The following is a 12,450-nucleotide window of genomic DNA, read 5'->3' on the forward strand; positions in this document are numbered from 1 at the left end:
GGACGGGATGCGGGCGGTGTCGGACTTCAGGCGGTGGCTCCATTTTCTCTCGCCCGAGAAGGTAGGTCCGCGCGCCAGTTCGGCCAGGGGACGGTGTGCGTTCTGTTGGTCAGGTGGCGGTGGATGTGGCCTGGGAGCCGGCCAGGCGCTCCTTGAGGATGTGTTTCTGGACCTTTCCGAGGGCGTTGCGGGGCAGGGCGTCGGTGAAGACGACGCGGCGCGGCTTCTTGAAGGCAGCGAGCCGTTCGCGGCACCAGTCCACCAGGGCCTGGGCGTCGGTGGAGGCGCCGGGGTGGGGGACGATGACGGCGACGACCTGCTCACCGAAGTCCGGGTCGGGCAGGCCCAGGACGGCGGCCTCGGCGACGGCGGGGTGCGCGGTGAGGACCTCTTCGACTTCGCGGGGGTAGATGTTGAAGCCACCGCTGATGATGAGCTCCCGGGCCCGGCCGGTGATGCGCAGGAATCCGTCCGGGTCCCATTCGCCCAGGTCGCCGGTGCGGAACCAGCCCTCGGCGTCGAAGGCTTCGGCGGTGGCGTCCGGGCGGCGCCAGTAGCCGGTGAAGACGTGGGGGCCACGGACTTCGATTTCGCCTGTTTCGCCGCGGGGCAGGGGCTGGCGGGAGCGCACGTCCACGACGCGGGCCTCCTGGCCGGGGAAGGGCATGCCCACGGTGCCGGGGCGGCGTTCGCCGTCGTAGGGCTGGGTGGTGTTCATGATCGTTTCGGTCATGCCGTAGCGCTCCAGGATGCGGGCGCCGAAGCGAGCCTCGATGTCCAGGCACAGCTGGGGGCTCAAGGGGGCGGAGCCGGAGACCCACAGGCGCAAGCGGCGCGGCGTCACGCCGGTGCGGCGGGACTCCTCCAGGAGGCGGCCGTACATGGTGGGCACGCCGAAGAAGAGGGTGAGGGACGCATCGTCATGCAGGGCGGTGAGCGCTTCGGAAGCGACGAAGCGGCGGCGCAGGTCCGCGCTGGCGCCGGTGAAGAGGGTGCCGTGGAGGCCCACCATGAGGCCGTGGGTGTGGAAGAGGGGAAGGGTGAGCAGGAGCCGATCCGCGTCGGTCCAGCGCCAGGCTTCGGTGACGGCGCGCACGTTGGAGAGCAGCTGCCGGTGCTGGAGCATGGCGCCCTTGGAGCGGCCGGTGGTGCCGGACGTGTAGCCCAGCACGGCGAGGTCCTCCGCGCGAGGCAGGGGCAGGGACGCGGTGGACGCGGCCCCCTGTGTGATCACGTCCTGGAACGCCACGGAGGGAAGGGAGGCGGGGAGCCCGGGGGAAGGCGGCTCCACGGTGATGAGCCATTGCAGGGACGGGAGCTGGTCACGCAGCGGCGCGAGCTCCGAGGCGCCAGAGGTGCCGGTGACGCAGACCTTCACCTCCGCGTCGGAGAGGATGTGGGCCAGCTCCACCTGGCGGTACGCGGTGTTGACGAGCACGGCGACGCAGCCAGCGGCCTGGACACCCAGCCAGGTGACGACGAACGCGTCGCTGTTCTCCAGGAAGAGCGCGACGCGGTCACCAGCAGCCAGTCCTCGGGCCTTGAGTCCGCGAGCAAACGCGGTGACCCGCTCCGCCAGCTGTCCTCGCGTGTACGTGGTCCCCTCGAAGGAGAGCAACGGGCGAGAGGGTTCGTGACGGGCATGGTCCAGGAACACTTCAAGCAGGGAGGACGGCATGGCGCGCGAGCCTACCCGGGACCGGATACGCTGAGCGCATGTCCGTGCGAAGGACCCATTCCATCCTGGTCTCTTCGCTCGTGCTGGCGGGCTGCATGAGAGCCGCCGCGCCGTCGCCCTCGAACCACGAGGAGGACCCCTCCATCACCTTCCCGCCGTTCTTCGCGCAACCCGCTGTCTCGCTGGGGACCGAAGGAACGGTGTACGAATTGGATGGAGACACCCTGCGAGCACTCACCGTCGCTGCCCGGGACCTGCGCCCCCCGCACGACACCACCGTGTCCTGTGGAAGCCGCTGGGAATCTCAGCAGTACCGCGTCGTCCGGCAGGGCGACGTCATCTTCATCCGCATCGATGAAGATCCGAAGGCCTGTGGCCGCGCACATCCCGCGCTGGACTCCGGCGCGAGCTACGCCATCCACCGGGACGGCCGGATCCTCCGGCGGCTCCTCGACGGCCAGCCCGATGTCACGAAGCCCGGGGATGCCGGCGTGTCCGCCACGCCCGGAGAGCCCGGAACCGCGTCTCCAGAAGCGCTGGGCGACGGGCCCTCCCCGTTCCTGCCGCGCTCCTGGCAGGACGCGGGCTCACCGGCTCCCGCGCCCCGCCCGTAGCACTGCCTAGAAGATCGACATGCCCAGCGTGACGCTGCACAGGAATCCGCCGTGCTGGCTGGTGCCGATATCGAGCGCGTCGAAGAGGTTCGGGTCGCGGCCGTCCGACGTGGTCCAGTTGTCCTCACGCAGGCGGAAGCCCCAGCCCGCGCGCAGGCCCAGGTACATGGGGCCCATCGACTGACGCATGCCCACCGCCAGCGTCGCCACCGGCGTGAACAGCTTCTCCGTCGTGTACACCTCGGACTCGTCGCCGATGGTGAGCCGGGTCGACGACGTCGTGCCCATGTTGAAGCTCATGCCCGCCTCCAGGAACGGGCTCGTGCGTACCTCGCCCAGCGGATACAGGCGCGCCACTGGACCCACGCGGAAGCCCCAGGCGCCCGTGCCGGCGCTCAGGTTGAGCCCCAGGATGGGCGCCACCCGGTACTCCAGCTCGCCGCCGAAGATGCCGGACGGGCTGTTGAAGCCCAACGCCAGGCCCAGGTCCAGGTTCGTCCGGCCACCGCGCCGGGGAGGCAGCTGCGGGCTCTCCGTCTCGCGCCCCATCGAGTCCCCGGCCATGCCCTCATAACGGGACGCGTCGTTGCTCGAACGCTCCGACACCAGCGAGTCCGAGTCCGCCGCGGCGGGCACCTCGCCCGTCGCCACCGGCATCTCCTGGCTCGCGGCCTCCAGCTTCTGGGCCTCGGCCAGCACCGCCTGCGCCATCACCACCGAGCCCTTGTCGCTCAGGCTGGGATTGGCGAAGTCGTACGACAGCGTCTTGGTGCGCACCGGCGCGTGCGTCGTGGCCAGTTGATACGTCAGCCGGTACTTCTCCCCGGCCCGCGTCACCTTCGCGCTCACCGTCACGTCGGGCGAACCCTCGTGCTGGGGGTCCATCAGGATGGCTTCCGTGGTGGCGCTCTTCAGCGCCTCCTCGATGCCGTAACGCGTGCGCTCCGCCACGGTGCTCGCGGTCAGCCCGCTGGCGTCCACTTCGCTGCCCACGTCCGTGAGCTGGAGGTACAGGGCATCGGCGAAGGCGGACAAGGGCAGAAGGGTGGCGGCCAGCAGGATGCCGGCGCGCGTCCGCAGGGCGGTGGAGCGCATGGGGTGTTCCTCGAAATTGTGTGGGAATTGAATCGAGCAAGCAGACGGCCTGACGCTGTTTCTATTCACCCTCAGCACACTTCTTCGCGGTGTCCGTTCCTGGGACGCGCCCTTCGCGCAAGCGGTCAACGCCGCCGGCCTCCCTTGCGCCACCCTCGTGTTTCCGGGCACTTGGCCCGGCTCGAAGCGCTGGCACACGGCTCGCTATGGCCCGGGGCGTGGACATCCCGAAGGCCCGAGCACCCCGCCGCAAACCCTACCTCCTGGCCGCCCTGGGCCTCGCCGCGCTCGTGACGGTGACGGTGGGCCTGTCCCGGCTGCGCCCCGCCGCGCCCACCGTGGACAAGGCCTCGGTGTGGCTGGACACGGTGAAGCGCGGCCCGCTGGTGCGCCAGGTGAAGGGCACCGGCTCGCTGGTGCCCGAATCCATCCGCTGGCTCACCGCCGACACCGCCGGCCGCGTGGAGCGCATCCACGTGAAGCCCGGCGCCACCGTCACCGCGGGCACGCTCCTGATGGAGCTGTCCAACCCGGACGTGCAGCTCCAGGCCCTGGAGGCCGAACGCCAGCTCGCGAGCGCCGAGGGCGACTACCTGGAGCTGCGCGAACTGCTCCAGACGCAGCGGCTGTCCCAGCAGGCCGCCGTGGCCGCCCTCACCGCCGAGTCCGCTGACGCCACCCGCCGCGCCCAGGCCAACGCGACGCTCTTCCAGAAGGCCTTCGTCGGAGACCTGGAGACGCGCCAGGCGCAGGAGAAGGCGCAGGAGGCGGGCCAGCGTCTGGAGTTGGAGCGCCAGCGCCTGGACGTCATGTCCCAGAGCCTGCGCCAGCGTCTGGCTTCACAGCAGGAGCAGGTGGAGCGGCTGAAGGCCGTGGCGCGCTTCCGCCGTCAGCAGGTGGAGTCCATGAAGGTGCTCGCGGGCGAGGACGGCGTGCTCCAGGAGCTGCCGCTGGAGCTGGGCCAGTGGGTGACGCCCGGCGTGCTCCTGGCCAAGGTGGTGAAGCCGGAGCGGCTCAAGGCGGAGCTGAGAATCGCGGAGACGCAGGCGCGCGACATCCTCCCGGGGCTGAAGGCGCAGGTGGACACGCGCAACGGCGTGGTGGAGGGCACCGTGGCGCGAGTGGCCCCCGCGGCCAGCCAGGGCACGGTGCGCGTGGAGGTGTCGCTGCCAGACGCGCTGCCCAAGGGCGCCCGTCCGGACCTCACCGTGGAGGGCACCGTGGAGCTGGAGCGGCTGGACGACGTGCTGTCCGTGGGCCGTCCGGCGGGAGCCCAGTCGGAGAGCACGCTGGCGCTCTTCCGGCTGCTGCCCGGAGGCGACGAGGCGGTGCGCATCCCCGTGAAGCTGGGCCGCGGCTCGGTGAACGCGGTGGAGGTCGTGCAGGGACTTTCAGAAGGCGATCAGGTGGTGCTGTCGGACATGACCGCGTGGGATGCGGTGGAGCGCGTGAGGCTGCGATGATGACGACGATGACGAACGACCGCGATGCGAAGGCCGTGGCCCCGGGTGCGGTGCCGGGCAAAGCGCTGCTCCAACTCGATGGGCTCACCAAGGTGTTCGAGACGGAGGAGGTGGAGACGCACGCCCTCTCCAACATCCAGCTCACCATCCGTCAGAACGAATGGGTGGCCATTGTCGGCCCGTCCGGCTCTGGCAAGTCCACGCTGCTCGCGGTGCTGGGGCTGCTCGACACCGCCACGCGCGGCAGCTACCTGCTGGATGGCCGGAGCGTGCTGGAGCTGTCGCCCACGGACCGGGCGAAGGTGCGCAACCAGCACATCGGCTTCATCTTCCAGAGCTTCAACCTCATCGGCGACCTGACCGTCTTCGAGAACGTGGAGCTGCCGCTCACCTACCGGGGACTGCCCGCGCAGGACCGCAAGCAGCGCGTGGAGCGGGCCCTGGAGCGCGTGGGCATGGCGCACCGGGCGCGGCACCTGCCGGGGCAGCTGTCCGGCGGTCAGCAGCAGCGCGTGGCGGTGGCGCGCGCCGTGGCGGGAGACCCCCTCATCCTCCTGGCGGACGAGCCCACCGGTAACCTGGACTCGAAGAACGGCGAGGCGGTGATGCAGCTCTTGTCCGACCTGCACAAGGCGGGCTCCACCCTCTGCATGGTGACGCACGACCCGGCGCACGCGCGCATCGCCACGCGCACGGTGAGCCTGTTCGACGGCCGCGTCGTGCAGGACGAACAGCTGCGCTGAAGCGGGGACACGGCCATGGAACACCTGCTCGGTGACTTGCGCTACGCGTGGCGCTCCCTGAAGAACGCCCCTGGCTTCGTGGCGGTGGCGGTGCTGACACTGGCCCTGGGCATCGGCGCGAACAGCGCTGTGTTCAGCGTGGTGAAGGGCGTGCTGCTCACTCCGCCGCCGTTCACCCAGCCGGAGCGGCTGGTGTTGCTGGCCCCGAACTTCGACGCCTTCGGTCTCAAAGAGGTGTCGAACTCCATCCCCGAGTATCGAGACCTGAATACGCACACGAAGGCCTTCACGTCGCTGTCGGCCTTCCGGCCCGACGACATGACGCTCACCGGTGCGGAGTCGCCCCGGCGCCTGCGCGTCGTCATCGCCACGGCGTCGTTCCTGCCCACGCTGGGCGTCTCGCCGGTGCTGGGCCGGGGCTTCACGCAAGAAGAGGAGACGCCGGGTCAGGACAAGGTCGTCGTGCTCACGGACGCCGCGTGGCGCACGCACTTCGCGAGGGACCCGGAGGTGCTGGGGCGTGAGCTGCGATTGGACGGTGTGCCGCACACGGTGGTGGGCGTGCTGCCTCCGGGTGGCGTCTACCCGGAGGACACGGAGGTCGTGTTGCCCTTCGCGCCCACGCCGCAGCAGCAGGAGGAGTCCCGGCGCGGCAACCGCTTCCTGAGCGTGATGGCGCGGCTCAAGCCAGGCGTGACGCTGGACGCGGCGCGAGCGGACCTGGTGCGCATGGGCAACGCGCGCTCGGCGGACCTGGTGGACCAGTACAAGCAGGCGGGGTGGTCCATGAGCGTGAAGTCGCTGGAGGACCACGTGGTGGGCGGGGTCCGCGAGACGCTGTGGCTGCTCTGGGGCGCGGTGGGCTTCGTGCTGCTGGTGGCGTGCTCCAGCGTGGCCAACCTGCTGCTCGCGAGGGCGGTGTCGCGAGGCCGCGAGGTGTCCATCCGCGCGGCGCTGGGAGCGGGCCGGATGCGGCTGGTGGCGCAATTCCTCACGGAGAGCCTGGTGTTGTCGCTGGTGGCGGGCGCGGTGGGGCTGCTGCTGGCGCTGTGGGGCACGGACGCGCTGGTGGCCACGGTGGGCGAGGGTCTGCCCCGGGCCCATGGCGTGAAGCTGGACGTGGCCTCCGTGCTCTTCACGTTGGCGGTGTCGGTGCTCACGGGTGTGCTCTTCGGGCTGGTGCCCGCGCTCCAGGCCAGCCGCGTGGACCTGCACGCGGCGATGCGTGAAGGCGCACGAGCCACGGGAAGCCACCGCACGAGCCGGCTGCGCGCCGCGCTGGTGGTGGCGCAGGTGTCGCTCGCGCTGGTGTTGCTGGTGGGCGCGGGCCTGTTCGTGAAGAGCTTCCTCGCGCTCCAGCGCGTGGACGCGGGCTTCGAGTCCGAAGGCGTGCTCACCGGGGCGCTCGCGCTGCCGAAGGTGCAGTACCCGGACCGGCCGAAGCAGGCGGCCTTCCTGCAGGCCCTGTTGCCCCGGCTCCAGGCGCTGCCGGGCGTGGAGTCCGCGGGGCTGACGAACGTGCTCCCGCTGGGGGGCGCCATGGACAACAGCTTCGACATCGACGGGCGTCCGCGTCAGCCGGGCGAGCTGTGGAAGGCGGTGGAGTTCCGCGCCCTCACCCCCGGCTACCTGCACGCGTTGCGCGTCCACCTGCGGCAGGGCCGGTTGCTGGAGGACTCGGATGGGCCGGACGCGCCCTGGGCGGTGGTCATCAACCGCTCCTTCGCGAACCTCTTCTGGCCGAAGGGCGACGCGCTGGGGCAGCGGTTGAAGTTGCACGGCCAGGACATGCAGTGGACCACGGTGGTGGGCGTCGTGGACGACCTGCGCGAGTGGGGCCTGGACGTGCCGGCGCGCCCGGCGGCGTACTACTCGCTGTCGCAGCTGCCGTCCGTGTACATGGGCCTGGCGGTGCGCGTGAAGTCCGGGGACCCGGAGGCCTTGCGCGCCCAGGTGGAGGCGGAGGTGCGCGCGGTGGACGCGGACCTGCCGCTGTTCGACGTGTCCTCGCTCACGCGGCGGATGGACCAGTCCACGGGCCCCCGGCGGTTGTCCGCGCTGGTGATGGGCCTGTTCGCGGGCGTCGCGCTGCTGCTCGCGGCGCTGGGGCTGTCGGGCGTCATCGCCTTCTCGGTGACGCAGCGCACGCGGGAGCTGGGCATCCGCATGGCATTGGGCGCGGCGCGAGGCGACGTGCTGCGGCTGGTGCTGGCGCAGGGCCTGCGGCTGTCGCTCACGGGCGTGGCGGTGGGGCTGTGCCTGTCCTTGGGACTGGCGCGGCTGTTGGGGTCGCTGCTGTATGGCGTGTCGGTGGACGACCCGTGGACGTTCGGCGGGGTCGCGCTGCTGCTGACGGGGGTGGCGCTGGGGGCGTCGTGGCTGCCTGCTCGACGGGCGACGCGAGTGGACCCCATCATCGCGCTCCGGGCCGACTGACCTCCCTCCTTTCTGGCACAGTTCATCACCGTGGCGTCCTCCGTGTCCGAACCCACCGCTTCCTCTCCGCGTACCACCCGCATCCTCGTGGCCGACGACCAGCCGGACGTGCTGGAGGCGTTGCGGCTGTTGCTCAAGCGCGACGGCTACACGGTGGTGAGCGCGCAGTCCCCCGCGGGCGTGAAGGCCACGCTGGACGCGGAGGACGTGGAGCTGGTGTTGATGGACCTCAACTACGCACGCGACACCACGTCCGGGCGCGAGGGCCTGGACCTGCTGGGCGAGCTGCGCGCGAGGGACGCGCTGCTGCCCGTGGTGGTGATGACGGCGTGGGGCAGCGTGGAGGGCGCGGTGGAGGCGATGCGCCTGGGCGCGCGCGACTACGTGCAGAAGCCCTGGGACAACACGCGCCTGCTGGCCACGCTGCGCACGCAGCTGGAGCTGTCCCGGGCGTTGAAGCGCGGACGGAGGCTGGAGGAGGAGAACCAGCACCTGCGCCGCGAGCAGGGCGGACGCTCTCCGTTGGTGGGCGAGTCACGGGCGATGCTGCCGGTGCGCAGGCTCATCGAGCGGGTGGCGCCGTCGTCCGCGCCGGTGTTGGTGACGGGGGAGCACGGCACGGGCAAGGAGGTGGTGGCGCGGCTCCTCCACGCGGCGAGCACTCGCGCGGACCGGCCCTTCGTCGCGGTGAACTCCGGCGGCCTGTCCGAGGGCGTCTTCGAGAGCGAGCTCTTCGGTCACGTGAAGGGAGCCTTCACGGATGCGAAGGCGGACCGCATCGGCTGCTTCGAACTGGCGGACGGCGGCACGCTCTTCCTGGATGAGATTGGGAACATGCCGCTCACGCAGCAGGCGAAGTTGCTGCGGGTGCTCCAGACGGGGGAGTTGCACCCGGTGGGCTCGTCACGGACGCGGCGCGTGGACGTGCGAGTGGTGAGCGCGACGAACGTGGACCTGGGCCGGGCGGCGGCGGAGGGCCGCTTCCGCGAGGACCTGCTCTACCGGCTCAACACGGTGGAGGTGCAGCTGCCGCCGCTGCGGGAGCGGCGCGAGGACATCCCGTTGCTCGCGACGCACTTCCTGGCGGCGCAGGGACAGCGCTACGGCCGTCCCAACATCCACCTGGCACCGGGAGCACTGGAGGCGCTCATCGCGTATCCGTGGCCGGGCAACGTGCGCGAACTGGAGCACGCGGTGGAGCGCGCGCTGCTGATGGCGGTGGGGGACCGCGTGGAGGCGGAGGACCTGCTGCTCAAGCGGATGGGCCCGCCGGGCGGAGGGAGCACGCGCCTGGAGGAGATGACGCTGGAGGAGGTGGAGCGCTACCTCATCGAGCGCGCCCTCGGCCGGCATGACGGCAACGTGAGCGAAGCAGCGAAGGCGCTGGGCCTGTCGCGCAGCGCGCTCTACCGGCGGCTCCAGTACTACGGCATCAAGGGCGCAAGGTGAAACGCGGTTCCCCGGAGCCGCAAGGCCCGAGCGCTACGACGCACGAGGAGGAGCGCGGGGCGCCATCGCCGAACGCCCCGAGCGGCACTGCGCACTCGGAGGCGCGGCAGGTTCCGGCGCCGCACGACCCGCGCATCACGGAGCACGCGCAGGATGCGCACGAACCCACGGCACGCGTGCCGTACGACCTTCGAGTGATGTGGCTCGCGGTCCTCGCGGGTCTGCCCGCGGTCCTCGTCACGCTCGCGCTCCTCTGGACGGGGGACTTCACCGCCAAGGTGCGTTGGACGCTGTCCGTCCTGGTGGTGGGCATCCACGCCGGAGCCTGTCTGGCGCTCCGAGAGCGCGTCGTGCGCCCCCTGCACACCGTCGCGGGCCTGCTGGCCGCCCTGCGCGAAGGGGACTACTCCGTGCGGGGCAGGGGCGGGCGCGCGGGCGATCCGCTCGGTGAGGTGCTCCTGGAGGTCAACGCCCTGGGCGACACCCTGCGCGAACAGCGGCTGGGCGCGATGGAGGCCGGCGCGCTGCTGGGCCAGATCATGGAGGCCATCGACGTCGCGGTGCTCGCCTTCGACGCCTCCGGCACCCTCAAGCTGGTGAACCGCGCGGGCGCCCGGCTCGTGGGTCTGCCGCGCGCGCAGTTGTTGGGCCAGCGCGCCGAAGCCCTCGGCTGGAGCGACCTGCTGGAAGGCCCCGCCCCCCGCCGCCTCACGCGAGTCTTCACGCAGCAGGACGGCGGCCCCTACGAACTGTGGCGAGGCACCTTCCGCGAAGGCGGCCAGCCCCACCAACTCGTCGTGCTCACCGACCTGCGTCTGGCATTGCGTGAAGAAGAGCGCGAAGCCTGGCGCCGGCTGGTCCGCGTGCTCAGCCACGAGATCAACAACTCCCTCACCCCCATCCAATCCATCGCGGACGCCCTCCGAGACACCGTCACCCAGGTGCCGCGCCCCGCGGACTGGGAGGAGGACACCCGTCACGGCCTGGGCATCATCGCCCGCCGAGCGGAGGCGCTGTCCCGCTTCATGTCCGCCCACGCGCGGCTCGCGCGCCTGCCTCCACCCACGCTGGGCCCCGTCGAAGTGGAGCCCTGGGTGCGGCGAGTGGTGGCCCTGGAGCCGCGCCGCCCCGTCGCCGTGCGCCCTGGCCCCGTCCTCACCGTGTCCGGAGATGGAGACCAGCTGGAGCAACTGCTCATCAACCTGGTGCGCAACGCCGTGGACGCGGTCCTGTCGGAAGAGGGCGTGGGCGGTGTCTGGGTTTCCTGGGCGGTGCACTCGCCGGGCGCGGTGGAGGTCTGGGTGGAGGATGAGGGCCCCGGCCTCTCGGACACCGCGAACCTCTTCGTGCCCTTCTTCACCACCAAGCCCCAGGGCAGTGGCATCGGCCTGGCGCTCAGCCGGCAGATCGCCGAAGCGCACGGAGGCAGCCTTCGCCTGGAGAACCGCACGGACGGCCGAGGCTGCCGCGCGAGGCTCAGGCTCCCGCTGGACGCTCCGCGCGCGTGAAGCGCTTCTTGCCGGACGGGGCTTGGGGGCCCGTGGGCGCGGCGGGAACGGCTTCAGGCTCCGGCATGGGCGCGGCCAGCCGGTAGAGCAGCGCGGTCGCCGCCCAGAAGAACAGCACGGTGAAGCCCACGTGGATCCATCGCGCCTCGGACCACTGCTGGAGCGAGCGCGGCAGTGCCTCCAGCGCGACGAAGCCGCCCAGCCACTGCCCCAGCCAACAGAGCGCCGTCACCCACACCACGCGCTGCCACGAAGCCACCCGCGAGCGCCCGAAGGCATACCGGTGCAGGGCCCACAACAGCCCTACGGCGCAGCCCCACAGCGCCAGACGTGTCAGGGAAAGCCCTCGGTGCGAAGGACCCCATGGGTCCAGCTCCAGCACCCCGAAGCTCGGCGCCAGGATGAGCACCTGCACCAGCAGCACCCGGCGCACCCGCTCCGTCAATCCCTTGAGGAGCTGCCCATACGTCCAGGTCAGCGCAATCATCGGGGCCCTCCTCGGGCACGAATGAGCGGTGCTGCAGGTGAAGAACGGTTCGCCCTTTATTTCTTGATTTATTTGATTGGGCAGGACTCCCAGGCTCCACCCAGACAAGCAACTTCCGGGGGTTGGATGGTCATCCGTAATGACTATTCAAAGATGGACAATTCAGAGAGGGTATAGAACTCAGCAGGTGGGGAGGTTCCGTCGTAGCCAAGAGATTCCACGGAGAGCCGCACGAAGCGCACGGGCCCGGTGCTGGAGAGGGGCACGTCCTGGAAGACGGGCTCCTGGACGCCCAGGCGGAGCATCCCGTCCCCATAGGGAGATGCCCCCTCGGCAGGCTCGGTGTAGAGGCCGAACGTCGCATCGCGCAGGGACTGCTCCAGCGGGCTCATGTCCCGCAGTACGACGCGCGCCAGGGATTGCCACTGTTCGCCGTCAACACTGCCCTCCAGGACGAGCCAATCCTTACCGCCCCTGCCTTGCAGGTAGTACAGCCCGCGCACCACCGCGCGGCGCGGCAGGGCCGGCTGGGGCAGGGTGATGACGACGTTGTGGAAGCGGGGGTCGGTCTCCTTCTCCCAGAAGTCCACCGGGGTGAGCAGGCCATCCGTCCATGGACAGACATCCGGAAAGGACGGCTCGCACGTCGCGCCGCGACTGATGGGGCGCAGCGTCCCTGCGGGCAGCGGTTCGGCGCCGGTGCGCCATTCCTGCCGGAAATAGACGGAGCTGGACTCACCGCCCAGCGGAGAGAACAACCACGAGCCCATGCTGGCGGCGCGCAGCCGCACCTGGGGCGCGGCGAAGTCCTCCAGCACGTACGGGCTCGGCGTCCATGGGGACTCCGTGCCCTTCTGCCGCCAGAGCAGCTCGCCGCCGGACGTGACCCACAGCAGGGGCTCCGGGGCGGTGGGCAGCAGGGGAATCGTCGAACCGTCGTCGGCGAGCAGCTCCAGCGTGTCGCCGGTCTCCGGCAC

General features: G+C 70.9%; 10 protein-coding genes. 6 read left to right on the top strand and 4 right to left on the bottom strand.

Features of this window, described 5'->3' with window-relative positions:
- Positions 1-109: 109 nt before the first annotated feature.
- Positions 110-1,678, bottom strand: a complete 1,569-nt coding sequence (locus D7V77_RS34945) for an AMP-binding protein (protein WP_120580602.1) — start codon at positions 1,676-1,678, stop codon at positions 110-112.
- Between the two features lie 38 nt (positions 1,679-1,716).
- On the opposite strand from D7V77_RS34945, the gene D7V77_RS34950 reads away from it, so the two are divergent.
- Positions 1,717-2,292 (top strand): hypothetical protein, encoded by a 576-nt coding sequence (locus D7V77_RS34950; RefSeq protein ID WP_120580603.1) that lies wholly within the window; start codon positions 1,717-1,719, stop codon positions 2,290-2,292.
- A gap of 6 nt (positions 2,293-2,298) precedes the next feature.
- Here the strand turns inward: D7V77_RS34950 and D7V77_RS34955 are convergent, their stop codons facing one another.
- The gene (locus tag D7V77_RS34955; RefSeq protein WP_120580604.1) at positions 2,299-3,387 is read right to left on the bottom strand and encodes a hypothetical protein; all 1,089 of its coding nucleotides are present in this window, start codon (positions 3,385-3,387) and stop codon (positions 2,299-2,301) included.
- Between the two features lie 218 nt (positions 3,388-3,605).
- Here D7V77_RS34955 and D7V77_RS34960 point away from each other — a divergent pair, with 218 nt between their 5' ends.
- From D7V77_RS34960 to D7V77_RS34980, 5 genes are all read left to right on the top strand, one after another.
- Complete coding sequence (locus tag D7V77_RS34960) at positions 3,606-4,850, top strand: HlyD family secretion protein (RefSeq protein WP_120580611.1); 1,245 nt, start codon at positions 3,606-3,608, stop codon at positions 4,848-4,850.
- Between the two features lie 8 nt (positions 4,851-4,858).
- Positions 4,859-5,593, top strand: coding sequence for an ABC transporter ATP-binding protein (locus D7V77_RS34965; RefSeq protein WP_199733941.1), 735 nt, complete (start codon positions 4,859-4,861; stop codon positions 5,591-5,593).
- Between the two features lie 15 nt (positions 5,594-5,608).
- Complete coding sequence (locus D7V77_RS34970; RefSeq protein ID WP_120580606.1) at positions 5,609-8,029, top strand: ABC transporter permease; 2,421 nt, start codon at positions 5,609-5,611, stop codon at positions 8,027-8,029.
- A 42-nt stretch (positions 8,030-8,071) separates the two neighbouring features.
- Entirely contained in the window at positions 8,072-9,478 is a 1,407-nt protein-coding gene (locus D7V77_RS34975) for a sigma-54 dependent transcriptional regulator (RefSeq protein WP_233597420.1), read from the top strand.
- A 197-nt stretch (positions 9,479-9,675) separates the two neighbouring features.
- Positions 9,676-10,986, top strand: coding sequence for a PAS domain-containing sensor histidine kinase (locus D7V77_RS34980; RefSeq protein ID WP_120580608.1), 1,311 nt, complete (start codon positions 9,676-9,678; stop codon positions 10,984-10,986).
- On the opposite strand, the gene D7V77_RS34985 is transcribed toward D7V77_RS34980, so the two are convergent.
- Entirely contained in the window at positions 10,955-11,473 is a 519-nt protein-coding gene (locus D7V77_RS34985; RefSeq protein ID WP_120580609.1) for a hypothetical protein, read from the bottom strand. The genes D7V77_RS34980 and D7V77_RS34985 overlap by 32 nt on opposite strands.
- 143 nt (positions 11,474-11,616) lie before the next feature.
- Positions 11,617-12,450 (bottom strand): hypothetical protein (locus tag D7V77_RS34990; protein ID WP_120580610.1); only part of this gene is annotated, 834 nt, incomplete at its 5' end.

The sequence above is a fragment of the Corallococcus sp. CA041A genome (assembly GCF_003612075.1).
GTDB lineage: Bacteria > Myxococcota > Myxococcia > Myxococcales > Myxococcaceae > Corallococcus > Corallococcus exiguus.

Excerpts from the sequence above, each read along its gene's own strand:
- D7V77_RS34945 (WP_120580602.1), bottom strand. The coding sequence starts at position 1,678 with ATGCCGTCCTCCCTGCTTGAAGTGTTCCTGGACCATGCCCGTCACGAA.
- D7V77_RS34950 (WP_120580603.1), top strand. The coding sequence starts at position 1,717 with ATGTCCGTGCGAAGGACCCATTCCATCCTGGTCTCTTCGCTCGTGCTG.
- D7V77_RS34955 (WP_120580604.1), bottom strand. The coding sequence starts at position 3,387 with ATGCGCTCCACCGCCCTGCGGACGCGCGCCGGCATCCTGCTGGCCGCC.
- D7V77_RS34965 (WP_199733941.1), top strand. The coding sequence starts at position 4,859 with ATGACGAACGACCGCGATGCGAAGGCCGTGGCCCCGGGTGCGGTGCCG.
- D7V77_RS34970 (WP_120580606.1), top strand. The coding sequence starts at position 5,609 with ATGGAACACCTGCTCGGTGACTTGCGCTACGCGTGGCGCTCCCTGAAG.
- D7V77_RS34980 (WP_120580608.1), top strand. The coding sequence starts at position 9,676 with ATGTGGCTCGCGGTCCTCGCGGGTCTGCCCGCGGTCCTCGTCACGCTC.
- D7V77_RS34985 (WP_120580609.1), bottom strand. The coding sequence starts at position 11,473 with ATGATTGCGCTGACCTGGACGTATGGGCAGCTCCTCAAGGGATTGACG.